20 protein-coding genes are annotated in these 25,491 nt (G+C 54.2%); 17 read left to right on the forward strand and 3 right to left on the reverse strand.

Annotated elements, in window-relative coordinates:
* Positions 1–819 precede the first annotated feature (819 nt).
* From IXC47_RS06710 to IXC47_RS06770, 13 genes are all read left to right on the forward strand, one after another.
* Positions 820–1,530 carry a TerC family protein gene (locus IXC47_RS06710; protein ID WP_195875087.1) on the forward strand — a complete coding sequence of 237 codons (711 nt, stop codon included), beginning with the start codon at positions 820–822 and terminating at the stop codon, positions 1,528–1,530.
* Between the two features lie 51 nt (positions 1,531–1,581).
* A complete protein-coding gene (locus tag IXC47_RS06715; protein WP_175626881.1) occupies positions 1,582–2,085 on the forward strand; it encodes a universal stress protein in 504 nt (167 codons plus the stop codon).
* Positions 2,086–2,663: 578 nt separating this feature from the next.
* Positions 2,664–3,284: a TonB family protein gene (locus IXC47_RS06720; RefSeq protein ID WP_195875088.1), complete on the forward strand. Its 621-nt coding sequence runs from the start codon at positions 2,664–2,666 to the stop codon at positions 3,282–3,284.
* A 96-nt stretch (positions 3,285–3,380) separates the two neighbouring features.
* On the forward strand, positions 3,381–4,220 hold the full coding sequence (locus tag IXC47_RS06725) for a MotA/TolQ/ExbB proton channel family protein (protein ID WP_195875089.1): 840 nt from the start codon (positions 3,381–3,383) through the stop codon (positions 4,218–4,220).
* 3 nt (positions 4,221–4,223) lie between these two features.
* Positions 4,224–4,652, forward strand: coding sequence for an ExbD/TolR family protein (locus tag IXC47_RS06730; protein ID WP_195875090.1), 429 nt, complete (start codon positions 4,224–4,226; stop codon positions 4,650–4,652).
* A gap of 20 nt (positions 4,653–4,672) precedes the next feature.
* Positions 4,673–5,104 (forward strand): ExbD/TolR family protein, encoded by a 432-nt coding sequence (locus tag IXC47_RS06735; RefSeq protein ID WP_124574719.1) that lies wholly within the window; start codon positions 4,673–4,675, stop codon positions 5,102–5,104.
* Between the two features lie 36 nt (positions 5,105–5,140).
* On the forward strand, positions 5,141–5,617 hold the full coding sequence (locus IXC47_RS06740) for a GAF domain-containing protein (RefSeq protein ID WP_175626884.1): 477 nt from the start codon (positions 5,141–5,143) through the stop codon (positions 5,615–5,617).
* 140 nt (positions 5,618–5,757) lie between these two features.
* Positions 5,758–6,771, forward strand: a complete 1,014-nt coding sequence (locus IXC47_RS06745; protein WP_195875091.1) for an aldo/keto reductase — start codon at positions 5,758–5,760, stop codon at positions 6,769–6,771.
* 347 nt (positions 6,772–7,118) lie between these two features.
* Complete coding sequence (locus IXC47_RS06750; protein WP_195875092.1) at positions 7,119–8,501, forward strand: LLM class flavin-dependent oxidoreductase; 1,383 nt, start codon at positions 7,119–7,121, stop codon at positions 8,499–8,501.
* A 56-nt stretch (positions 8,502–8,557) separates the two neighbouring features.
* A complete protein-coding gene (locus IXC47_RS06755) occupies positions 8,558–9,874 on the forward strand; it encodes an SfnB family sulfur acquisition oxidoreductase (protein ID WP_195875093.1) in 1,317 nt (438 codons plus the stop codon).
* A 65-nt stretch (positions 9,875–9,939) separates the two neighbouring features.
* Positions 9,940–10,953: an aldo/keto reductase gene (locus IXC47_RS06760; RefSeq protein ID WP_175626888.1), complete on the forward strand. Its 1,014-nt coding sequence runs from the start codon at positions 9,940–9,942 to the stop codon at positions 10,951–10,953.
* Between the two features lie 104 nt (positions 10,954–11,057).
* Positions 11,058–13,040 (forward strand): ABC transporter ATP-binding protein, encoded by a 1,983-nt coding sequence (locus IXC47_RS06765; RefSeq protein ID WP_195875094.1) that lies wholly within the window; start codon positions 11,058–11,060, stop codon positions 13,038–13,040.
* Positions 13,037–14,875: an ABC transporter ATP-binding protein gene (locus tag IXC47_RS06770; RefSeq protein WP_195875095.1), complete on the forward strand. Its 1,839-nt coding sequence runs from the start codon at positions 13,037–13,039 to the stop codon at positions 14,873–14,875. The genes IXC47_RS06765 and IXC47_RS06770 overlap by 4 nt, the downstream gene beginning before the upstream one ends.
* Before the next feature lie 26 nt (positions 14,876–14,901).
* On the opposite strand, the gene IXC47_RS06775 is transcribed toward IXC47_RS06770, so the two are convergent.
* From IXC47_RS06775 to IXC47_RS06785, 3 genes are all read right to left on the reverse strand, one after another.
* Entirely contained in the window at positions 14,902–16,065 is a 1,164-nt protein-coding gene (locus tag IXC47_RS06775; RefSeq protein ID WP_195875096.1) for a YeeE/YedE family protein, read from the reverse strand.
* Positions 16,066–16,980, reverse strand: coding sequence for a sulfurtransferase (locus tag IXC47_RS06780; RefSeq protein ID WP_195875097.1), 915 nt, complete (start codon positions 16,978–16,980; stop codon positions 16,066–16,068). It abuts the gene before it with no gap.
* A gap of 501 nt (positions 16,981–17,481) precedes the next feature.
* Positions 17,482–18,396, reverse strand: a complete 915-nt coding sequence (locus IXC47_RS06785; protein WP_195875098.1) for a CysB family HTH-type transcriptional regulator — start codon at positions 18,394–18,396, stop codon at positions 17,482–17,484.
* A 669-nt stretch (positions 18,397–19,065) separates the two neighbouring features.
* On the opposite strand from IXC47_RS06785, the gene IXC47_RS06790 reads away from it, so the two are divergent.
* The 4 genes from IXC47_RS06790 to IXC47_RS06805 all read left to right on the forward strand — a co-directional run bounded on the left by IXC47_RS06790 (position 19,066) and on the right by IXC47_RS06805 (position 25,308).
* Positions 19,066–20,451 carry an LLM class flavin-dependent oxidoreductase gene (locus IXC47_RS06790; protein WP_175626894.1) on the forward strand — a complete coding sequence of 462 codons (1,386 nt, stop codon included), beginning with the start codon at positions 19,066–19,068 and terminating at the stop codon, positions 20,449–20,451.
* Positions 20,452–20,532: 81 nt separating this feature from the next.
* Positions 20,533–21,444 (forward strand): ABC transporter permease, encoded by a 912-nt coding sequence (locus tag IXC47_RS06795; protein ID WP_230089442.1) that lies wholly within the window; start codon positions 20,533–20,535, stop codon positions 21,442–21,444.
* Positions 21,441–23,180, forward strand: coding sequence for a dipeptide ABC transporter ATP-binding protein (locus tag IXC47_RS06800; protein ID WP_195875099.1), 1,740 nt, complete (start codon positions 21,441–21,443; stop codon positions 23,178–23,180). The genes IXC47_RS06795 and IXC47_RS06800 overlap by 4 nt, the downstream gene beginning before the upstream one ends.
* Positions 23,149–25,308, forward strand: a complete 2,160-nt coding sequence (locus IXC47_RS06805; protein WP_326838383.1) for a TonB-dependent receptor family protein — start codon at positions 23,149–23,151, stop codon at positions 25,306–25,308. Before IXC47_RS06800 ends, IXC47_RS06805 begins: the two co-directional genes overlap by 32 nt.
* Positions 25,309–25,491 lie beyond the last annotated feature (183 nt).

Here is a 25,491-nt window from a genome sequence, read left to right on the forward strand (position 1 = left end):
TTCTGCTTGCTTAAGGATGGCAATAATCTGGCTTTCCGAAAAACGCGACTTCTTCATGTAAAACTTCCTCAATTTCGATTGGAGAAAATTCTACTTTCAAATTCACTTCTTTTCCGGGGGGATTACCGTACTGCTTCTTTGCATGGGTATGCTTCGGAGCCCATTAATAGGCAATTGCGTGTGCCCTCGAGTTAAGCGAATGTTCGAAACAGAATCGCACCAAGGCCATAAAGCAAGGAATCTTGAGACGTCCATCTTTGCGTTTCCGAATGCGACTTAATTTCTATGCTGTGCCCTCCAAGATGCACATCAAGCGGCGGCTGTAAATGTATCAGGAAAAGACCAATAGTCTTGCATTAAAACATTAAAATATTCGCAACATTAGCAAAGAATTGATGCATCTCTATACTTAATTACTGCTTCATCCTTTTCGCTAGCCAATCGTGGTTAGATTGGCTAGCGCACTTTCAAGGTAAGTATGTGGGCCTGCTTTGAAAACCATGCTGATATGAGAAACGCGTGTTTATAAGGAATAACAGCAATTCGCAATGGCGTTAAATATTCGTTAATTGTATTTTAACGAAATCTTCATATTTCCATTGACAGTGGGTATCCGCTGGCCTATTTTGAAGCTAAGTAGTCGCCCTTAAAGGGGAGTAGCTTTACTGCAGAAGCCGTCATTACGGGATTTCCCCGGCCTGCAGGCAACGGCAACGTTGTAGCGAGACCTTTACCGATAGCAGGTAAAGGTTTTTTTTCGCGCAAATCTTTTCTGCATGCCGGCGGGCGAAGGTGGTCGGTCGCTTGCGAGGAGGAGACATGGACATGTTCTCGGCGGAATTCTTCTCGGCTTTGCTCGCGATCATCATCATCGATCTGGTACTGGCCGGTGATAACGCGATAGTGATAGCCCTGGTTGCGCGCAAGCTGCCGCACCATTTGCAACGCATCACCATCATCGGCGGTACGGTCGGCGCAGTTGCAGTGCGGATTGCCATGACGGTCGCGATAGTCTGGCTGTTGAATGTGCCTGGTTTGCTGCTGATAGGTGGTTTGCTGCTGGTCTGGATCGCCTACAAATTACTGGCGCCGGCCCAGGCAGAAAAGAAACATGGTGAGTTGTCGGGTTCGCGTGTCGGCTTGTGGGCTGCGATCCGCACCATCATCGTGGCAGATGCAGTGATGGGCATGGATAACGTATTGGGTGTAGCCGGTGCAGCACATGGTGATTTTCTGCTGGTGGTGCTAGGCCTGCTGATCAGTGTGCCGATTATGGTGTTGGGCAGCACGCTGATTTTGAAATGGGTCGAGCGCTATCCGGTCATCATTTATATAGGTGCAGGTGTGCTGGCGTGGACGGCGGCAACGATGATTTCGAATGAAGCGATGGTGCTGGAATATTTGCTGGAGAACAGAGTAGTGGAATGGTTGCTGTATGGCCTGATTGTAGGCGGGGTCATACTAAGTGGTTTGCTGAGGAATGCGCCTATCAAATCGACAAGCGGGGAGGCAACACCAAAACATCCATAAGAACACAGTTCACATCAACCGTTAACGTTTATACATTGCGAGGAAAGTATCATGCTAAACATTCTCATACCCGTAGATGGTTCGCGGAATGCACTGCGTGCAGTGGAATACGTTATTCAATATCGTGCCATGCATGACGAATTGATCAACGTGAAACTGGCGAATGTCCAACCGCGTCTGTCGAGATACATCACACGTTTTGTGCCTTCCGGTAACGTGCGTTTGCTGCAAGAAGAACGTGCCGAGCAAGCATTGCAAGGCGCTGTAGATATGCTGAGCAAAGCAGGAGTCGAGCACTCGGTTCATATACGCAAAGGTGATGCCGCTGAAGGCATAGTCGCTTGTGCACAAGAAACCGCGGCGCAGAAAATCGTGATGGGCACCACACGCAAGAATGCCTTGTCGCGTTTCTTCGAAGGCTCGGTCGTCAACAAAGTGATGGCGATGACTGAACTGCCTGTCGAAGTAATTGCGAAAGAAAACGGCAGCAAGCTGGAACGCTTCGGCATCCCGGTTGGTGTTGGCCTGGCATTCTTATGGTTAGCTATCGAATGAGGGATGCGTTCCCGAACTCACTCAATCTCAAGTTGTACCCAAGCCGGCGTTGATGCCGGCTTTTTTTATGCGCAAATTTATCTGCATTAGCTTATTCATTATCTAAATGCGCTTACGTCGCCTGCATGCAGCGTGACAAGCGCGTATATATCACTCACGCCGCAAAGCAAGACGTAGCAACGATCTCGCGCCTCCCATCGAATCAGGTCGGGCATATCTCACGTCTCATATCTATACGCATTTACTGTTGCGCCAATTTCAGAAAGTGGAATTTAGATATGAGGGAAAGCGGATATAGAAGTGAAATTTTGTTGGTATTGAATCGGAAAACACGATGCTATTCTGGCCTCGCTGGGGATACGGCAGTGTCTGCTTTTATCAGAGCAGGCTGACGATCATGGAGTCCAAGCTTCATGCCACAGCATACCAGCCCGGGTCATGAGCAGAGTTCACGGCGCTGGCGAGGTAGTGGATAACACGTGATGCGTGTCTATATCCCCAAATATTCATCGTAGAAATTTCGGTAATGAAGATAGCGCGCTGAACGAACAACTGTTCGCGGCGTATGGAGAAATAAAATGGATTTCGCCTTAGACAGACAACAGCAGTACTCGAACAAATCTATCGCCAGTATAGGCGTGACCGTCTTGCTGCATCTACTGATCGGTTATGCGCTGGTGACAGGCCTCGCACGTGATGTCATCAATGTCATCAGCAAGCCGATAGAGACCCGCATCATCGAAGAAGTGAAGTTGCCGCCACCGCCGCCGCAAGTCAAAACACCCCCGCCACCCAAATTCGTCAAACCACCTCCAGCATATGTTCCGCCACCTGAAGTGCAGGTGAATGTACAGCCTCAGCCTAATGTGATTGCAACTGTCAGCAGCGCGCCACCTGAACCATACGTTCCTCCTGCACCGACTCCTGCCGTCGCAAAAGTCGGTCTGGCTTGCCCGGACTCAACCCGCATCCGCCAATCGCTGGAATATCCACGTCAGGCATTGCAAAACAATATCTCCGGCAATGTGTTGGTGCAGTTTGTAGTCGGCACCAATGGCCAATCGCGAGACTTCAGCCTGATTCGTTCTGCTCACCCAGTGCTTAATCGTGCTGCGCTGGATGCGGCACAACGTTTCAACTGCGTGGGTCAGGGGCGTGAAGTTGTGGTGCAAGTACCTTTCGAATTCAAAGTTGAGTAGCGGGCGATCACCGGTAGTTGAGTGCGCCATCCGTCTTCAACTGCCTACTACCTTTATCTTCAGCTTTGTGCTGTGCAATTTTTAATTGGAGAAATCATGTTTAGCCGTAATCGTTTATCCGCAGTTGCCGTCTTCCTGGCAATTTTCTTTAGTGCTCCTGCTTACTCCGCTGGCAATACAGCGGCACCTGCCGTCGCTGCGGCGCCAGCCATCGTCGCCGCACAGGCCGCATCTGGCAGCGCTGCAGCACAAGCAGGTGAACATGGCAAGGAAGCGAATCCTTACGGCATCTCCGCGTTGTGGAATGGCAGTGATTTCGTCGCCAAAGGTACCTTGCTGATCCTCCTGCTGTTCTCGATCGGCAGCTGGTACATCATCGTCGCCAAGCTGCTGGCACAACGCAAGTTGCACAAACAGGCACGTGATACCGAACGCACCTTCTGGGATGCCGGCACGGTACGTCAAGGCCTGGATACTTTGGAAAGCGGCACGCCTTTCCATTTCATCGGTACCCTGGCATTGAAAGCAACCGAACATCACAGTGGCTTGCTGGCGCATGTGGATTTCAATACCTGGGTAGTACAGTCCCTGCACAGCTCGGTCGATACCGTGAAGAACCGCCTGCAGGATGGCCTGGCTTTCCTCGCGACGGTAGGCTCCACCGCGCCGTTCGTCGGTTTGTTCGGTACGGTCTGGGGTATTTATCACGCGTTGACAGCAATCGGTCTGTCCGGCCAGGCATCGATCGATAAAGTAGCGGGCCCGGTAGGTGAGGCGTTGATCATGACCGCGATTGGTCTGGCAGTGGCGGTGCCGGCAGTGCTGGGCTACAACTTGCTGGTACGTCGTAACAAAGCCGCGCTGGAAAAAGTGCAAGACTTCAGCTCCACCCTGCACGCTGTACTGCTCAGCTCCGCGCCGTCCAAAGCGAGCTAAATCATGGCGCTTACTTTTGGCAATGGCGGGGAAGAAGATAACGTGGTGTCAGAGATCAACACCACGCCGCTGGTCGACGTGATGCTGGTGCTGCTGATTATCTTCCTGATTACGATCCCGGTCGTCACCAATACGATAGCAGTGAATCTGCCACACGAAGAAAACCATGTGCGCGAAACCAAGCCGGAAAACATCAATCTGTCGGTTGATAAAAACGGCAAGATTTACTGGGATCAGGAATCGATAGCAGGTGCCGAAGCACTGACCAACCGTCTCAAAACTGTCGCCGTGCAACAGCCGCAACCAGAGATCCAGATACGTGGCGATGGCGATGCGAAGTATGAAGCAATCGGCCGTGTGATCTTTGCCTGCCAGCGTGCCGGTATCGTCAAGATAGGTTTCATCACCGAGCCAGCGCCGCGCGGTGCATAAATTCAAGTAAAGGATAAATCATGGGCATGAGCGTAGGCTCAGGCAGTGGCTCCGGCGAACCGGAAGTCATGTCGGAAATGAATACCACGCCGCTGATCGACGTGATGCTGGTTTTACTTATCATGCTGATCATCACGATACCGATCCAGCTGCATAATGTAGAGCTCAATCTGCCAGCCGGTAATCCACCACCGCAAACGGTAATTCCGGAAGTGGTTCAGGTCGATATCAATGCGGCAGGAGTGGTAAGCTGGAACGGCGAAACCATCGCAGATCGTGAAGTGCTGGACAGCAAGTTGTCCGGTGCGGCAGCGCAAGATGTGCAACCGGAACTGCACCTGCGTGCAGATCGCAATGCGCCATACAAGGCGGTGGCAGCGGTATTGGCGTCGGCACAGCGATTGGGCGCGAACAAGCTGGGTCTGGTTGGCAACGAACAATTTGCCCAATAGACTCTGGAACTATCTTGGGAAGAAAGCACGATAACGATGGCTGAAGTACTGAGTTTCAACAAACAGGGTGGCAAGGCAGATATCTATGCGGAGTTATTACCGCAGATAGCAGCATTGCTGGCGGCGGAGTCTGACCTGATTGCTAACCAGGCCAATATCGCAGCCGTCCTGCATCAGGCCTTCGGCTTTCACTGGGTAGGCTTTTATCGTGTGCAAAAGGACGAGCTGGTGCTTGGACCTTTCCAGGGGCCACTTGCCTGCACCCGCATCGCCAAAGGCAAGGGCGTATGCGGCAGCGCCTGGCAGCAGTCGGCAACCATCGTGGTACCGGATGTAGATCAGTTCCCTGGCCACATCGCATGCAGTTCCTTGTCTCGTTCCGAAATCGTTGTTCCTTACTTCGACCGTAACGGCGAGGTCGCGGGCGTACTGGATGTAGATAGTGAATATCCGGATGCATTTTCCGCCCTCGACCAATTGTGGCTGGAGAAAATCGCCGCATTACTCATCTAGATTTTACCTATAAACAAGGCGTGTAGTTTTTCATACGCGCCCACACCAATCATCGCATCCCGCAGTGCCTACCGGAGCCCATATATGCGCATCCGGCTACACCTTGCGCGCATGCTTTTACTTCAGAAAGATTTGTACTCATGGGACTGAAAGATTATCGTAACTTCGGACGCACCGGCGTCAAGATCTCACCACTGACTTTGGGCTGCATGATGTTCGGCAACAAGACCGAGCTGGATGACACGATACGCATTATTGATCGTGCAATTGATGCAGGCATCAACATCATCGATACCGCGAATGTCTATGCACGTGGTCGCAGTGAAGAGTTCACAGGTGAAGCACTGAAGCGCAATGGCAAGCGCAAGGATATCTTCCTTGCGTCCAAAGTCCATCTGCCCATGCATGATACCGATGGCAATCTGCGTGGGAGTTCGCGTCGTCATATCATCCAGCAGGTGGAAGACAGCCTGCGTCGCCTGCAAACAGATTATCTCGATCTGTATCAGATACACAGACCGGAACCGAGCACCGCGATAGATGAAACACTGCGTGCGCTGGATGACCTGGTGAAGTCGGGCAAGGTGCGCTACATAGGCTCGACGACATTCGCAGGCTGGCAGGTAGTCGAAGCGCTGTGGGCCAGCAAGGAGCTGGGCCTGAATCGCTTTGTGTCGGAACAGCCACCGTACAATCTGCTGGATAGACGCATAGAACGCGAGCTACTGCCTGTGGCGGAAACCTTTGGATTGGCAGTGATCCCGTGGAGCCCGATCGGTGGAGGTTTGTTGTCCGGCAAGTATCGCAAAGGCCAGCCTTTGCCACTGGACTCGCGTTACACCAATCCGAATCCTATGCAGGCGCGCCGCTTTGTCGATCGGGTGTTTGATGTGATTGAACCCTTGTCCGAGCTGGCAGCAGAAAAAGGTTTGCCATTGTCGCAACTGGCATTGGCCTGGGTTGCGCAGCAGCGTGGTGTTACCAGCGCCATCACCGGCCCTCGCACGCTGGAGCAACTGGAAGATGCATTGAAGGCGATAGAAGTGACGCTGACGCCTGAGGACTTGCAACGCATAGATGCCATCATTCCGCCTGGCACACATGTCGGTCCGTTCTATGAAGCTAATTTCGGCGCGAGTGCTTATCGCTGGTAACGCTCAGTCGGTGCGGTGCATGCAGCCAGCCTGTATGCACCGACTGATACTCCCTTGTCCTATCCACATATAAAGCTAAGCATTGCACCAGAGGAGTTTGAACTCCGAACCTAAGCGGAATATTGAAATGAAATTTGCTTGGTTCTTTAGCGAGCAATGAATTGATATTGTTCTCCGGTCGGACTGCTTAAGCCTCGCTATCACCAGCGATCCCGCTGCGTGATCGACGACAGAATAACCATCCCAGAAGTCTCTGCCGGTTTGCCGTATGTATCACGGTGCGCCGCTGCTATGGCTTTTTCACGCGCTAACAATTGTTGTACCCATCAGAGAATCCGGAATCAAGTATGAGCAAGAAGATACGCCTGAATGCTTTCAATATGAATTGTGTAGGCCATATACATCACGGCCTGTGGAAGCATCCGCGCGATAACTCCAGCGACTACACCAAACCGGAGTACTGGACTGAGCTGGCCAAGCTGCTGGAGCGAGGTTTGTTCGATGGCGTCTTCCTGGCCGATATCGTCGGTGTCTACGATGTGCTGGGTGACGGCATAGAAGCGACCGCACGTGAAGCGGTGCAGCTGCCGGTGAACGATCCGCTGTATGTCGTGCCGCTAATGGCGCAAGCGACCAAGCACCTGGGCTTTGGTGTTACTTGCAATCTCACGTATGAGCAGCCGTATCTGTTCGCACGTCGTCTCGCCACGCTGGATCATTTGAGTAATGGCCGCGTTGGCTGGAACATCGTGACCGGTTACCTCGATAGTGCGGCCCGGGCGATGGGATTGAAACAACAGATAGACCATGATGATCGTTATGAACGCGGCGATGATTTCATGGAAGTGTTTTACAAGTTGCTGGAAGGCAGTTGGGAAGACGACGCCGTCGTGCGCGACAAAGTGCGTGGCGTGTATGCCGATCCGAAGAAGATACATCGTATCCATCATGACGGTCCTTACTACAAGGTCGATGGTGTTTATAACCTGACCGAACCTTCGCTGCAGCGTACGCCGGTGCTGTACCAGGCGGGTGCCTCGCAACGCGGCAATGAATTTGCTGCCAAGCATGCCGAATGCGTATTCACAGGTGCGCCGAATCGTGAACTGCTGGCTAAAGGCATTGCAAATATACGTCGCCTGGCAGTGGGCGCCGGTCGGCAGCCGAATGACATCCTGGTCTTCTCCGGTCTCACCGTCGTGGTCGATAGCAATGAGAAGGCAGCACGTGAGAAGTATGAAGACTATAAGCAATACGCCAGTGCGGAAGGCTCGCTCGCGCATATGGCCAGCGGTCAGAGTATAGACCTCGAAAAACTCGAACTGGACGAAGAGATCACGCCGGAGAAACTGGAAGCGCTGTATCCGGGACGCCTGAAGCGGGTAGGTAGTGCGCGTGGCCGCAACTTCCTGGAAGGAACAACCCGCCGCAAGCTGTTGCAAAGCCGCGGCTTCGGCGCGCAGAACTCGGCGATAGTCGGCACACCCTCGCAAGTCGCAGATGAAATTGCCAAGTACGTAGAAGAAACAGATGTCGACGGCTTCAACCTGACACGTACCGTCGCACCGGAAACCTATCGCGACTTCATCGACCTGGTCATCCCTGAATTGCAAAGCCGTGGCCTGTACAAGGAAGCATATGAAGAAGGCAGCCTGCGGCAGAAGCTGTTTGGCCGTGGTGCCAAGCTGCCGGATAGCCATACCGCTGCGCAGTACCGGACCTGGAAATAACAAGCAAACAAGCACGGGCGATTGAGCGCCATTCTTAGCACGACAAGGAGTATCGTATGAGTACATCAAATACATTGCAGTACACCGACCACGGCGTAGTCCATCTGATCCGCAGTGATGAAGAAGCGCTGGCGACAGCGCAGGTACTCGCGGATGAATTTGCGCAGGAAGCATCGGTGCGAGATCGTGAACGACGCCTGCCGTTTGCCGAGCTGAAGCAAATCACGCAAAGCGGCTTGTGGGGTATCACCGTGCCGAAAGAATATGGCGGTGCTGGTGTGTCCTACGTCACGCTGGCGCAGATCTTCGCTATCTTTTCGAAGGCAGATGGCTCTATCGGGCAGATCCCGCAGAATCACTACTTCGTCATCGAGCTGATACGTGAGCACGGTAGCGACGAACAAAAGAAATTCTTCTTTGAGCGCATACTGGCCGGGGATCACTTCGGTAACGCGCTGGTAGAACTGAATGTGAAGAAGCCCGAAGACCGCAAGGTCAGCCTGTTTGCAGATGGCGACGAACACTATCGCGCGACCGTGCGTAAATACTATGCAACCGGTTCGCTGTATGCCGACTGGATACCGACCGCGTTGAATAGCGAAGACAAGGAAGAGCATCACCTCGCTTTCTTCTCGCGTCACGCAGAAGGCCTGACGATTATTGATGACTGGGCCGGGCTAGGACAACGTACTACCGCCAGCGGTAGCGTGATCCTGGACAACGCACGGATAGCGAAGAATCTGGTCGTGTCGCACCGTGAGAAGAAAGAACACGTCTCACCGGTCGGCCCTACCGGACAGATCATGCATGCAGCCATCGATACCGGCATTGCACGCGCAGCATTCGAAGCAACGATCGCATTTATCCGCGGGCGTAATCCGAAGAAAGCGGATGCAGCGCCGGATGCAGCATGGGAAGAAGATCAATTAACCATCCGTGAGATCGGTGACTTGTCGGTCGCCTTGCATGGCGCGGAAGCCTTGCTCGAACGCGCAGGCAGGATTATTGATCATGCGTATGTAACTGGTTTGCAGGCGGACTGGACCAAGGCATCTATTGCTGTGTCCGAAGTGCGTGCGGCCAGTACCCATGCAGCATTGCTGATTACGAATAAACTGTTTGAATTCTCTGGCACGCAAGCGACCGCCAGCAAGCACAATCTGGATCGCTACTGGCGCGACGCACGTACGCATACCTTGCACGATTCGGTGCGCTGGCGTTTGTACGATGTAGGCAACTATTATCTGAACGACAAAGTGCCGCTGCGCCGACGTTTTAACCAGATAGAGAAAAAGGCGGAAGAGCAAGCAGCAAATGCCGTCGCTGATGCGAATGTGATGGCAGCGAAGAATGAAGCACTGGCCAGCGTCTGATGGTTGAGAAAGACATCAGGTGCTGGTTCTTACCAACCTGATGGAAATAAATAAAGAGGTGTGAGATGCAATACGAAAATTTAGGAAAAAGCGGTTTGAAAGTATCGCGTCTGTGTCTGGGCACCATGATGTTTGGCGGTGCGAGTGACGAACAAACTTCGCATCAGATTATTCAACATGCGCATGAGCACGGTATCAATTTCATCGATACCGCAGATATCTACACCGGTGGCGAATCGGAGCGTGTAGTCGGCAGGGGTATCGCCGCACAACGCGATAAGTGGGTGTTGGCAACCAAGGTCGGAAATGGTTCCGATAAATGGCCGAATGAAAAAGGCTTGTCGCGTCGCCGCATCATCCAGGCAGTAGAGCAAAGCCTGCAGCGCCTGGGTACTGACTATATCGATATCTACTACCTGCACCGACCTGACCCGGCCACGCCTTTGCACGAAACTGTACGCGCACTCGGTGACCTGATTGCACAGGGCAAGATACGTTACTTCGGCTTATCCAACTTCAGTGCGTGGCAGCTGGCTGAAGTCGTACATCTGAGCAAGGAACTGGGCGTAGCGCCGCCTATCGTCTCGCAACCGTATTACAACGCTGCGAATCGCATGCCGGAAGTAGAGCATCTGCCTGCCTGCAATTTCCACGGCCTGGGCGTGGTGTCATATAGCCCGCTGGCACGCGGTGTACTGACCGGTAAATACCTGCCAGGCAATGAGCCGGATCAAAACAGTCGGGTCGGGCGTGGTGATAAACGTGCACTGCAAACCGAGTGGCGTCCGGAATCCATCGCACTGGCGCAAGCATTGCATGAGCATGCGCAAGCACATGGCACGACCAACGTTGCACTGGCATTGGCATGGGTACTCAATAATCGTCTGGTGACATCTGTCATCGGCGGCCCACGCACTTTTGAGCAGTGGCAAGCCTACCTGGATGCCTTGAACTATCGCTACACGGCGGAAGACGAAGCCTTGTTTGATCGCCTGGTGCCACCTGGCCACCCGAGCACACCCGGCTACACCGACCCGGAGTATCCGGTCATCGGTCGCGTTCCGCGCAATGCGCTTTGATCTTTCCTGAAGCGGAAGTATCAGCAGAATTCGCGGCAGGCTTGCATAGCAGTAGTACCAGGCAGTTAATTTTTTAGTCACACTATTTTGTGGATAGCCGTTCTATGAGTATTTCCTCCGCTCCTTCTGCTGACGACAGTGACGCTCCATCTGTCGCCCAGCCAGCAAACACTGCAACAAACAAGGCAAAGAAGCCGCGACCTAAAGCCTTGCCGCATCACTCGGAAGAGATTGACGTGCAGGCCATGCCGCAAGTACTGGGCCGCTTGACCAGGTTGGCGGTACGTTACCCATGGCATTGCACCTTCGCGATCCTGGCGGCGCTGGGTGCAGCCGTTTTCAACTTGCTGATGCCGCTGCTGCTTGGACATGCGGTGGATCAGGCCGGTCACTTGCTGGTAAATGCCCAGCTGGGTGCTGATGTGGTGCGCAAGGCCTTGCTGGTCACTGGCAGCCTGATCGTACTGGTCTGTGCCGTGCGCGGCATACTGACCGGATTGCAGGGTTATCTGGGTGAGACGCTGGCGCAAAAAGTTGGTTACGACCTGCGCATGGCTTTCTATGAAAAGCTGCAACGACTCAGCTTCAGCTATCACGACAAGATACACACCGGCGATCTGATCGCACGTGGCATGCTGGATCTGGAAGGCGTGCGTGCCTTCCTGGAATTCGGTGTGTTGCGTGTGATTACCCTGAGCTTGCTGCTGGGTGTAGGCTCATGGCGCTTGCTGAGCATAGATGTCACGCTGGGTTTGCTGGCATTAAGCTTTGTGCCGTTCGTCGCGTGGAATGCGGCGCGTACCGGCCTGCGTTTGCGTGTGAGCTGGCAGCGCTTGCAAAAGATGATGTCAGAGATGACGCTCAACATGGAAGAGAACCTGCAAGGTGTGCGTGTGGTACGTGCTTTCACTTCACGCTTGCATGAGATGGCCAAGTTCGACAAAATCTCCGACGTCGCACTGCGTCTATCGAATCAACGCATCACTGAGCGCATGGGCAATATGAGTGCGATGGTGCTGGCTTACTACACGTCTATGGCATTGGTGCTATGGGTAGGCGGCCAGCGTGTAGCCAGCGGCGCATTGACGGTCGGTTCGCTGACGGAGTTCCTGACCTTCATTACCATCCTGCAGCAACCGTTGCGCCAGATCGGCATGATCGTCAATGCCAGTGCCCGTGCGACAGGTTCCGGTGCACGCCTGTTCGAAGTACTGGATACCGACCCGGAAATCAAGGATGCATCGCAAGCGCATGAATTACAGCTCGATCAAGGTTTGTTGCGCTTTGACTCGGTCAGCTTTGCATACGGCCATGGACCGAATGACAGGACGATACTGCACGACGTCAGCTTCGAAGTGAAGAAAGGCGAAGTATTGGGCATAGTGGGCGCGCCGGGTAGCGGCAAGTCTACGCTGGCGCATTTGATCCCGCGTTTCTATGAAGTGAGCTCGGGCAGCATCACCATCGATGGTCAGGACTTGCGCTCACTCAAGCTTGCTTCACTGCGCAGTGCAGTCAGCCTGGTGCAACAGGAAAATTTCCTCTTCGATACTGCGGTACATAACAACGTTGCTTACTCCGAACCACAAGCCGGTGAAGAGCGCGTGATTGCTGCGGCATCGGTAGCGCAGATACATGAGCATGTAGAGCAACTGCCCAGGGGCTACACCACGCGTGTCGGTGAACGTGGTGTGGCCTTGTCCGGCGGGCAGCGTCAACGCATGACCATCGCGCGCGGCTTGCTGGATCAGCCTGCCATCCTGGTACTGGATGATTCGACCGCAGCGATAGATCCGGCAACCGAGCAACGCGTACGCGCCGCCCTGCAATCGTCGTTGAAGAATACGGCCACCATCATCATTGCGCACAGATTGAGTTCACTCAAGCACGCCAACCAGATCATCGTGCTGGATGAAGGTCGCATCGTGGAGCGTGGCACGCATGCTGAGCTGGCTGTCGCAGGCGGACGTTATGCCGAATTGTGGAATCTGCAGAATCGCGGTGCACAGAACGACGCAGATGTATCTGCAAATACATCCGTGTCTGGCGAGATTAAAAACAATAGCAATGTGGAGTTTGCATCTTGAGTACAACGCAGGCCAAGAAAGCCATAGATCTGAATGCAGAAGTACGTGGCGAAGATATCTTTGCACGCTACGACAGTCGCGTCGTCAGCAGGTTGTGGGCTTATATACGTCCGCATCGCTGGGCACTGGTGGCGGTAGTTGTTACCGTTGCCTTGTTCACCATCGTGCAAGTATTGATCCCGGTGACGGTGCGTTACGCGGTGGATAGTGCGGTCGGGAATGCGCAATTTGCGTTCAACACTATCCTGGCGGTATTCGTTTCGCTGATTATCCTGAACGCGGTATCCAATTTTTTCCAGGAGTGGGTAGCAGCGCGTCTGGCGCAAAGAGTGATCTTTGACCTGCGACGCGCCATGTTCAATCACTTGCAACATGTGTCCCTATCCATCCTTGATCAGACACAGGTAGGGCGCCTGATGGCGCGCCTGCAGGGTGACGTCAACTCCTTGCAGGAGTTTATGGAGACATCGGTATCCGCAGTCGGTGATTTCTTCCTGCTGATAGGTATCGTCGCCGTCTTGTTGCTGATGGACGTCAAATTGGGTTTGCTGACTTTGTGCGTGCTGCCCATGATGTTCCTGGTGCGCAAGATATGGCTGCCATGGGCGCGCAAGGCATTTACGCGTGCACGTGAGGCGTCATCCAGTGTGAACGCTGCGTTGGCGGAAAACATCAACGGCATACGCACGGTGCAGGAGAACCGTCGCGAGATCGTCAACTTCGAGCGCTACGATGTACGTGCGATAGAAAATTTGCAGGCGCAAATCGGTTCGTCGCGGGCATCGCAAGTCATGATGCCGACGGTAGATACATTGACTGGACTGGCAATGGCTATCGTCGTAGTAGTCGGTGGTTCATCCGTCGTATCGGGACAACTCGATGTCGGCGTCATGGTTGCCTTCATCTTTTGTGTACAACGCTTCTTTGATCCTATCCGCACGCTGACGATGCAATACACGGTGATGCAGCGCGCGATGGCATCCGGCCACCGTATCTTTGAAGTGCTGGATGTTGAAGTCACATTGAGTGACAAGGAAGACGCGCAGCAGTTGGCCGATGTGCCGCCAGCGATCGAGTTCAATCATGTGACTTTCGGCTATCGCCCGAATCAGCCTGTACTGCATGATCTCAACCTGCATATCCAGCCCTACCAGACAGTGGCATTAGTCGGCCCTACAGGTTCCGGAAAGACCAGTATCGCGGCCCTGATACATCGTTTCTACGATGTGTGGGATGGTGAAGTCAAAGTTGGCGGGCAGGATGTGCGTGACCTGACATTGGACTCGCTGGGGCAGTGCGTCGGCATGGTGTTGCAGGAGCCTTTCCTCTTCAGCGGAACCATCGCGGACAATATGCGCTACGGTTTGCAGTGGGCGACGCGGGCGCAGGTGATAGAAGCTGCAAAAGCCGTACGTGCACATGATTTCATCATGCGCCTGCCGGATGGTTACGACACCATGCTGGGCCAGCGCGGCCGCAATCTCTCTATTGGGCAACGCCAGTTGCTCAGCTTCGCACGTGCCTTGTTGGCGAAACCGAAGATCCTGATCCTGGATGAAGCGACCGCGAACATAGACAGCTTCACCGAACTGGAAATTCAGCGTGCCTTAAATGTATTACGCAAGGGGCGTACCACCATCATCATTGCGCACCGTCTGGCGACGATACGTGATGCAGATGTGATTGTGGTGCTGCAGAAAGGTCGCATCGTCGAAAAAGGTTCACACGATGAATTGCTGCTGAACAAAGGCTTGTACGCGAAGCTACATGCCAGCAGCAATGAGTCGTTTGACGACTTTGTTGAGGCTGAAGGTGAGCGGGTACCGAATAGTTGAAGTGTGACGAATAAAGATGCGCCGGTTTAGTTCCAGCGCATCTTCACTCTTAATTGCCACCCTATCCATAGCCCGCCGAACAGGAAGAGCGCAAAAATCCAGCCCGATGCCGCACCAGCTATAATGCCGGACAACAAGGTACCGACCGTGCAACCCAGCGCCACCATGGAGCCCCATCCCATCAGGATGCCACCGGCAAATGCGCGGCCGATTTCAGCCAGCTTGGGACGACGCGGTTTAAAGTCACCGGCAGAGATAGCGGCGGCCAGTGATCCGAGGATCAGGCTGATGACGAACACACCGTTTTGCGACCACAGGGTTTCCTTGATGACGGTTGCGCAGCCGGAGAAGGTATCGACACCTTCCAGGCGCGCGGGCAACCAGGACAAGCTATTCGCTGCCGTACGTGCGATGCTGCCCAGCTCCGCCGTCACACCCAGTGGCCCGATGCGGAAGTAGGAGAGCACGCCGACAAATCCGATCAGCAAGCCACCCACATACGCGGGCCAGCGTCGTTCCCATCGATTGCCGCTCCTTGCCTCTTGCGTTTTGTGCGCACGCCAGAGCCAGATCGCGAGTGCAGTCAATATCGAAAGTTGTAATACGACAGATCCTGCATAACCGAAATGATGTGGTAGCCAGACCACAGGTGCTTCCTGTATGCCGGACAGATACAACTTGTTCCAGCTGAGGAAGCCCAGTACGAAACCAAACAGCGCGCCAAGTAGTGCAAATGGCGAAACGGTCGAGCCTTCGCCCAGGCGATATAAATGTGCGCTGATGCATGAGCCAGAGAGTGCCATGCCTATGCCAAAGCTGAGTGCGCCTGCGGCCAGTACCCAGCTCACCGGACCGATATGCGCTTGTGGTGGCAAGCGACCGAGGGTAGGGATGGGCATGAATGCGCCGAAGACGAGGTGGTAGCCGAGTATGCCGACGACCAGTGCCACGATGATGCCGAGCAGGCCGCGTGCATCGCGTCGTTCTATGAAATCACGACTGACGCAAAAGAAACAGAAGCGCGAACGCTGTAAGAAAATGCCAAATGCAAGACCCAACAAGGCAGACAGTGCCAGTTCGCGTCCACCCCCGGCGATGCTGCCGAGGGTATGTGAGAAGCAGACTGCTGCCGTCAGGATAATGACAGAAGGCAAAAGCCGCCGTAGCGGCGGCAATGCCAGATCAGCCAATTATTTTCCGCCCCATACTGTGCCTGCCAGATTGGTAACCGGTACGCCTACTGCGTTGCCGTATTCAGTCCACGAGCCATCGTAGTTACGGACGTCGTAGCCGAGCAGTTTTTTCAGCGCGAACCAGGTGTGGCTGGAGCGCTCACCGATACGGCAGTAGGTGATGACTGGTTTGCTGCCATCGATGCCAGCTGCAGCATAGATTTTTTTCAGTTCATCGACCGATTTGAAAGTGCCGTCAGCCGCAACTGCCTGACCCCATGGCACGTTGGCTGCGCCAGGGATATGACCAGCGCGGATAGCGAGTTCCTGTACACCGGCAGGTGCGAAGACCTTGCCGCTGTATTCATCCGCCGAACGGATATCGACTAGCGCGACATTGCTTTTCTTTTCAGCTGATGCAACCACGTCGCTCAGGCGTGCGCGCAGTGCAGGATTCGCTGCGCTGATTTTGATATTGCCAGCAGCAGGTACTTTGGTCACGGAGGCCAATGGACGATTTTCTGTTTCCCATTTCTTGCGGCCGCCATCCAGCAGTTTGACGTCCTTGACGCCATAGATGTCGAATACCCATGCGCCCCATGCCGCGAACCAGTTGTTGGTGTCACCGTAGAGGACGATGGTGCTGTCACTATTGACGCCTGCGTTACGCAGCAATTTTTCAAAGTTTTGCTGGCTGGCGATGTCGCGACGTACTGTATCAACCAGGTCGGTATGCCACGAAAAATTCACCGCGCCAGGAATGTGCGCACGCTCGAATACGCCCGGATTGACGCTGACTTCGATCAGGCGCAATTTAGGGTTGTTGATGTTCTTTTCCAGCCAGTCGGTGCTGACCAGGAAGTCGCTCGGTGCGGCATGTGCGCTACCAAGCAACAGGCTGCCTGCGATCAGCAGGGACTTGATGATCTTCATTTTGATTCTCCTCGGTTTGTTAAGAAAGCGTTACGTGGTCACATTACCGAAGAGATTGCTGACGAACAACGAAGCTTTTTCAATATCGTTATTCAGAAAATGCATGTGGAGGAACGGGTGTTAAATACCTTGTTGCTTAGCTAGTTAAGATAGCTAATGCCATACGTATTACTCTTGCGCGTGCGGTGCGTCGTGATGGTGATTTTTCTTCGTGGAGAAGTGGGTTGCCGGGGGTGGCCCGGCGGCCACTCACTTTTCTTGCTTCGCCAAGAAAAGTAAGCAAAAGAAGGCGACCACGGCGCCGCTGCTCCTGCGGGGTCCCCGTTTGTGCAGGACAAAAAATGGGAAGTGGACGAAACTCGCTGCGCTAACGCTACGCTCAGACAACGTCCACTTCTTTTTCCATTTTCTGTCCCGCACAAACGGCATCGTCACAGTGGATAAGGTCTACAGCCTCTTTGCTTTTTCCTCAACAAGAAGTGCATCAGCCGCACTATGTACTTAAGCGCTTTTCAGATCTTCCAGCCGAAGATTAGGCGCGAACGTTTCCAGGAAGCGATAGGCGAACGACGGCAGGAACGTTCCATTGCGTACCGCAACCAAGGTGGTGCAGGAACCAAATAATGTGCCCTCTGTTTCCAGTACAGTCAGTCCGCTTTTCTCTATCCCATCCAGCGCCATCTCGGCCACGATGCCGACACCGAGGCCGCGTTCGACGTAGGTCTTGATGACATCGGCATCCATCGCCGTCAGACGGAAGTCCGGTACCAGCCCGGCCTGGCTGAATGCTGCATCCACGCACTTGCGTCCGGTGAATTGCGGGTTGTAGGTGATGAGCGGATATTCGGCGATGTCTGCCAGCGTCACGGGTGTCTTCTTCACCAGCGGGTGATCCTGCGGCACGATGACCTGGTGGTTCCATGAGAAGCATGGATAAGCCAGGATGTCAGGTGATTGATCGAGTACTTCGCTGGCGATGCCTATGTCTGCTTCGCCATTGCTGATCATCGCAGCGACCTGATTTGGTGTGCCTTGATGCAGTTCGAGTTTGACTTTGGGGAATTCGTTGTTGAATTGCTCGACCACGCGTGGCAGCGTGTAGCGGGCCTGGGTATGGGTGGCGGCGATGATGAGCTGGCCTGTATCTACGCCTGAGTACTGGCTGGCATAGCGCCGCAGGTTTTCTGTTTCCAGCAGGATGCGCTTGACGATTTCCACTGCGCCGTCGCCAGCACGGGTAACCGATGTGAGTCGCTTGCCGGAGCGTACGAAGAGGTCTATACCCAGTTCATCTTCCAGATCCTTGATCTGTTTGCTCACGCCGGATTGCGATGTATAGAGGACGGCAGCAACTTCGGTGAGATTGAGATTGTTGCGTATCGCTTCGCGTACGAATCGTAATTGCTGAAAATTCATGGACTCTTTCCCTGTTAATACTGATCGCTTCCCTGCTCTGAACGAGATGCAAGGATGTGCTTTTTATTTTTTGCTGCTGTGGTCGGTAATTTATTTGCGGCTGGCAAGTAACAGATGCCCGAATTTTTAGCATAACGAGCTGGGCCTGATATGCGAACCAATTAAAAATGATTTGAATATTTCTGGCTGCGTTAAAGATATTCAGTATTTGCATGTAGCCAGCAAATGCGCGCGAACCTTATTGCATCGTCTGAACAGCTATGGATCGTTACCAGCTTGTGCTAATCATAGAAATACCAGGCTGCGTGTGGCAACGAATTTGTCCGTATATGGATATCTGAAGTTTGTTATGCCTATCCCGCATTTATAAGTACGAAATGCTTCGTTGGGGCGCGCTGAATCGCCGCTTAAGATGCAGATGCATCCTCCTCCAATACCTCTCATGATTGGATTTAACCCGCACCGCAAGGTCTGCGGGTTTCTTTTTTTATGACGTCAGTAAACGTGTTTGCAGATGTGTTCGGAGGATCAAACGATATATCCAAACTTCTGCTAAAGATCGAATTTTTTATTGTTTGTGACGCGGCAGTGAAGGCGGTAACTTCTCAAAAAAATTAATCGTCTGTGCAGTCCGCATATCGCCAGACAGAGTATCGATAAGGAATGGAAATGGCATCGCCACCGCGTCAAATGAGCATAGGTATGAACATCCTCGGCCTGGGAGGGCACGGGGCCGCGTGGCGTTTGGCCGAAGTCCCGAGCAACTCTTTGCTCGGTGTCGAGTACTTCCAGAACATTGCACGTATCTCTGAGCGCGGCACGCTGGACGCGATCTTCCTGGCCGATGGCCCGGCACTGAACGGTAACGTCGCGACCAATCCGGTCGGTGGTCTCGAGCCCACCGTATTGTTGACAGCAGTTGCACTCGCGACCAAGTACATAGGTGTGATTGCCACCGCCTCCACGACTTACAACGACCCCTACAATCTGGCGCGCCGTATCGCTTCGCTGGATCACATCAGCGGCGGTCGTGCTGCATGGAATGTGGTGACCACCGCCGGTGACATCGCTGCACAGAATTTTGGATTGACCGGCGCACCCTTGCACCAGGATCGTTATGGCCGTGCAGCGGAGTTTCTCGATATCGCCATCAAGCTGTGGGATAGCTGGGAAGACGACGCGGTCATCAACGATTGGAAGAACGGTGTATTCGCTGATGCGAAAAAGGTACATACGATAGATCACGCAGGCGAACACTTCTCGGTACGCGGCCCGTTGAATGTACGACGTACACCACAAGGACGTCCGGTACTGGTACAAGCGGGTTCGTCGGAAGGCGGCAAATCGGTCGGTTCACGCTATGCCGATGCGATCTTCACCACTCAAACCACATTGGAAGATGGGCAAGCTTTTTATGCAGAGATGCGCAATCGCGCACGCGCATGGGGCCGCGATCCTGATTCCCTGAAGATCATGCCTGGTTTGTCCACCGTGATCGGCAGCACCGAAGCGGAAGCACATGCGCGTTGCGATGAGCTCGATAGCTATCAGGGTGAGCTGGGTCTGGCCGGGCAAATCGCCGCGCGTATCGGCATTGCTGTCTCTGATCTCGATCTAGATGCGCCGTTGCCGTGGGATCGCATCATCGATGTGCGCGCAGCACAACGGGATGCAAATACCCGTGCGCTGGGTGGCGGTTCACACGGATTCTTTGAGGCGCAGATCAATCTGGCACGACGTGAAAACCTGACCGTACGCCAGTTATCCAAACGCATACGCAGCGGCCATCGTCTCGCAGTCGGCACGCCTGAGCAAATCGCCGATACTCTGGAAGAGTGGTTTAAATCCGGCGCGGCAGACGGCTTCAACATCATGCCGGACATGTTCCCATCCGGCGCTGAAATCTTTGTCGATGAAGTAGTACCTCTCTTGCGTCGACGCGGCATCTTCCGTACCGAATACACCGGTACCACCTTGCGCCATCACCTCGGTCTGTCCCGCCCAAAAAGCCAATACGAAGACGAAGAGGACTGTGAGCGCCTGCTCGCCGTCTGACATTTTTTGTCGCATGCAAGTGCATGCAGCCACTCCTAATCACTTACCGCTATTTAATTCAGCCATCGAGGTTTACTTGCAATGAGTACTGGATCAACCGTTCAACTGGAAGCGCCTGACTTCGGCGCTACGCTGGCACCGTCGGCTGCGCCCACCGCGCGATTCCCGCTACGCCTGGCCGACTGGCGTCAGCTGCGTCCGGGTCTGGTACTGGCTGCATTGTTCGTGCTGTTTCTGATTGTGGCGGCGCTGCATCCTTCGTTGCTGACATTGAATGACCCGCTTGCAGCCTCTGCGCGCGAAGCTTTCCGCGCCCCCAGCGCTGCGCATTGGCTGGGTACAGATGAGAACGGACGCGATGTCTGGACCCGCCTGATCTACGGCGTACAACCTTCATTGCTGATGGGTTTGGCTGCCACCGCCATTGGCCTGAGCATAGGTATCGCAGTTGGCCTGTTCGCCGGGCTGGGTCATCGCATTGTCGATAACTTCCTGATGCGCCTGATCGATGTGTTGCTGGCATTCCCTGATTTGTTGCTGGCGCTGGTGATTATTACTTTCTGGGGCCAGGGCCTGGTCAATGCAGTTATCGCAGTAGGTGTGGCCAGCGTGCCACGCTACGCCCGCATGGTCCGTGCACAAACACATATCGTCCGTAATGCGCAATATGTGGAGGCTGCAGTCACATTGGGTTTGCGTCGCTCGACTGTGATCTTCCGTCACGTTTTACCGAATGCGATCAAACCTATTTTGATCCTCGCGACCATAGGCATAGGCGGCAAGATTGCAGCTGGTGCTGCGCTGAGCTTCCTCGGCTTCGGTGCGCCACCACCTTCACCGGAATGGGGCTCGATGTTGTCGGTTGGTCGCAACTTCCTGTCGAATGCATGGTGGCTGGTTGCGGCTCCCGGCGTTGCAGTTACCTTGACGGTGGTATCGATCACTGCGCTGGGACGTGAATTATTGCTGCGCAGCGAAGGCAAGCGCGCATGACCAGCCAGCTGGAAAACGGACGTCGACCTTTGGTCGAAGTGGAGAATCTGCATGTCCAGTTTGGTCTTGGTGGTCCCGCTGTCATCAAAGGTATTTCATTTGCCTTGCATCGTGGCGAATGCCTGGCGCTGGTCGGTGAGTCCGGCTCCGGCAAGAGCGTGACTTCGCGCACACTGGTTGGTCTGACCGGCCATCGCAGTACCTTGCAGGCAGATCGCCTGAGCTTTGATGGCGATGATCTGCGCAAGTTTAATGAACGCACCTGGCGCGATATACGCGGCCGTCGTATCGGCTTCGTGATGCAGGATGCACTTGGTTCTTTAGATCCGCTGCGCACAGTCGGTGCCGAAGTGGCTGAACCACTCAAGCTGCATGGCAAGTGGACCAGACAGGAGCGCGATGAAAAGGTAATCGCCTTGCTCCGCTCAGTCGGCATTCCTGAACCTGAATCCCGTTTGCTGCAATATCCGCATCAACTCTCTGGCGGCTTGCGCCAGCGCGCACTGATTGCTTCTGCAATTGCGTGCAATCCTGAACTCCTGATTGCCGACGAACCGACTACTGCACTGGATGCAGCGGTACAGGCACAGGTGCTGGATCTGCTGGAATCCTTGCGCACACCGGATAAAGCGATGCTGGTGGTGAGCCATGATTTTGCCGTGGTGTCACGACTGGCAGACCGCGTGGCGGTGATGTGGCATGGTGAAATCGTGGAGCAGGGGCCGCTCGATGCGATCCTGCATGATCCGCAACACCCGTATACAAAATCATTGTTGTCCGCCGTCTCATCGGTACAGCAACGCGGCCCGGCGCGACAGAAGATAGCGGTGGCCGATGACGGCCATCTGGCTACCTTGCCGACCGAACTGCCACCGGGCGTGATCAATACCAATCCGATCGCGGTAGAGGTGAATAACCTGACCAAGGTATTCTTCGCACCGGATGGCTCACGTCGCGTTGCGGTATCCGAGGTGTCGTTTGCCTTGCGCAAGGGTGAGACCGTCGGCATCGTCGGTGAATCCGGCTCCGGCAAGACCACACTGACGCGCATGGTACTCGGGCTAGAAACGCCTAATGTCGGCAATGTCCGTCTGCGTGATCAGATCTGGAGTGAACTCAGCGACGCGCAACAACGCGCAGAACGCAAACGCATACAAGTGGTGTTCCAGGACCCGCTCAGCTCATTCGACCCACGCTACACGGTGGAGCGCGTGTTGTTTGAAGCGCTCGGTGTAGCTGGCTATACCAATGTGGCGGAGACACGTGCACGCGCGATAGAACTGCTGCAGCTGGTACGTCTCGATCCAAGCTTCCTGCAACGCCGTCCTATCGAACTATCCGGTGGTCAGCGTCAGCGCATAGCGATAGCCCGTGCGCTGGCACCTGAACCGGAAGTGCTGATTTGCGATGAGCCCGTCTCTGCACTCGATGTGTCGGTGCAGGCACAAATCCTTGATTTGCTGATCGACCTGAAAGATCGCCTCGGCCTGTCCTGTCTCTTCATCTCACATGACCTCGGCGTCATCTACCGCGTCAGCGATCGCATCCTGGTGATGAAAGATGGTGTGGTGGTCGAATCTGGCGGCGTCCGTGAGGTATTTGAAAATCCGCAGCACGTTTATACGCAGACGTTGCTGAGTGCCATCCCGCAACTGGGACAAAGAAAACGCGTAGCTGAGTCAACTGATATCGGGAGTAGGGAAAGTGAAAAAGAAGGTGAGCTGGATGCAGCGTAATGCCAGGCAAATAAATTCGACCGCGATTACACGCGCCACCTTGTTGCGTACGCTCGGCGTCGGTGCTGCATTGTGCCTGTCCGGTGGCATCGCCGGCGCACAGGAAGCTGCACCGCAGGTAGAGGAAACCGTAGTCATCAAGGCGAAGGCACTAAAGGAAGCGGAAAGGGCGAAGGAACGGCTGAAGAATGTTGCCGGTACCGCCAGTGTCGTGAATAACGCTGAAGTCGAACGTGGTCGTGCGCAGAATGCGGAAGATGTACTCGCGTATCAGCCAGGCGTGTTCGCGGCTGCAACCAGTGGTACAGGTGCCAACAAAATCTCTATCCGCGGTTCCGGTCTCAATTCCTTTTATCAAGGCTATTCGCTTGGTATCAAATATTTGTTTGATGGCTTGCCTATCACCGGGCCGGGCGGGACGCAGGAAGATTTCCTGACGCTGACCGGCGTTGATTACACCGAAATCCTGAATGGTGCGAATGCCTTCGCCTACTCGGCGCTCTCGCTCGGTGGTGCAATCAACTTTGTCACACATACAGGACGCAGCGCACCAGGGAATTCCATCAGCGTGGAAGCAGGCAGCTTTGGTTATCGCAAATACCAGGCCAGCACCGGTGGTGTGTCGTCTTCCGGCGATACTGATTACTACCTGCAGTACACGCACAACCAGCGTGACGGTTTCCAGCGTAATAGCCCAAACTCCGGCGAAGACTACATCTTCAATCTCGGCCATAAATTCAATGATCGTCTGGAAACAAGACTGGTCATCCGCCATCGCGGTGAAGAGCTGCGCAACGGCAGCACATTGACACTGGCGCAACTCGAAGCGGATCCGCGCAACAGCACATCAACCGCATCGGCGCGTCGCAAGAAAGGCACGACACTGGTCACCAGCAGGACCACGCTTACGCTGGATGACAAGTCGAAGCTTGAACTGGGCTTCGCCTATAACGACTATCCGCTGGATAACGGCTGGATCTATTCCGATCAACCGGGCATCTGGCGTTCGAAAGACTTCACTACCTCGCTGCGCTATTTGCGTACCGGCGATACCTTGTTTGGCAAGCTCAGCGATACCACGGTCAGCTTCAGCGATACGCGTTTGCTGGATGGTGACGTGACCGGTTACAACCAGGTGAATGGCGTGCGCACCAGTGAGCGCCAGTACACCAAGTACAGCGGCTCACGCGACACGGTGCTGTCGGTCAGCAATGCGCTGCATCTGAATGAGCAGACCACCTTAAGCAGCGGATTGTCCTTGATTGAAATCGGACGCAATGTACGTATCGAGCGTTCGACCTTGCCAGCCAGCGCTTTGCCTTTCCCTCGTGCGGTGGAGTATACGGACAGGTCGCTGGCGCCGCGGCTGGGCTTGTTGTATCAGGCGACTCCCACTTTGCAGGTATTCGGTAATGTGTCGCGCTCGGTGGATCCGCCGGTAACCTGGCAAATGGCGAGTACCGGCGTTTCATACGTCCGTCCTTTGCGACCACAAAAAGCGAATACAGCAGAAATCGGTTTGCGTGCCAGCAGCGAAAACCACGATGGCAGCGTGACCCTGTATCGCTCCTATGTCAGTGATGAATTGCTCACATCGATTGCCAGTCCGGCGGTCGGTGCGACCCCCGCATTGGTCGCGAATACCAATGCCAGCAAAACCATACACCAGGGTATAGAAGCAGCGCTGACTTCCAAGTTGTGGAAGAACAATAGCGGTGATCGCCTCAGTTATCGCCAGGCGTATACCTTTAACGATTTCTACTATCGCAACGATCAGCGGTACGGCCAGAACGAATTGCCTAGCTTGCCGCGTCATGTGTATCAGGGTGAGCTGTTGTTTCAGCAGGCGGGCGGGTTCTATTCAGGTGTGAATGTACGTGCCATGTCCGGTTACTACGTCGACTATGCAAACACCTGGAGAGCACCATCGGCAGTGATCTGGGGTGCCAAGTTCGGTTACGAAGAGCCGGGCAAGAAATGGAAGGCTTATCTCGATTTTCGCAATATCGGCGACAAGCATTATGCCGCCGCAGCGAACACCACGGATAACGCGAGAGGACTGGATACACCCAACTTCTACCCGGGTGACGGCTTCTCCATCTATAGCGGCGTGACCTATCGCTTCTAAGTTTTTACCAAAAAAATATAAGAGGAATTCGAGGAGCGCAACGGCGACTACCGGTGCGGATGCGGGCTATTTGTCGCCGCATCACGCTGTGGTTGCAAATCATGCTCAGGCATACAGGTAGCAGACAGTTAGTTCATTCCATAAAAATATGCGCCGGCATGGATAGTGCCGGCACTCGGTACT

Origin of the sequence: Herminiimonas contaminans (assembly GCF_015645465.1) — a bacterium.
Classification (GTDB): domain Bacteria; phylum Pseudomonadota; class Gammaproteobacteria; order Burkholderiales; family Burkholderiaceae_D; genus Oxalicibacterium; species Oxalicibacterium contaminans.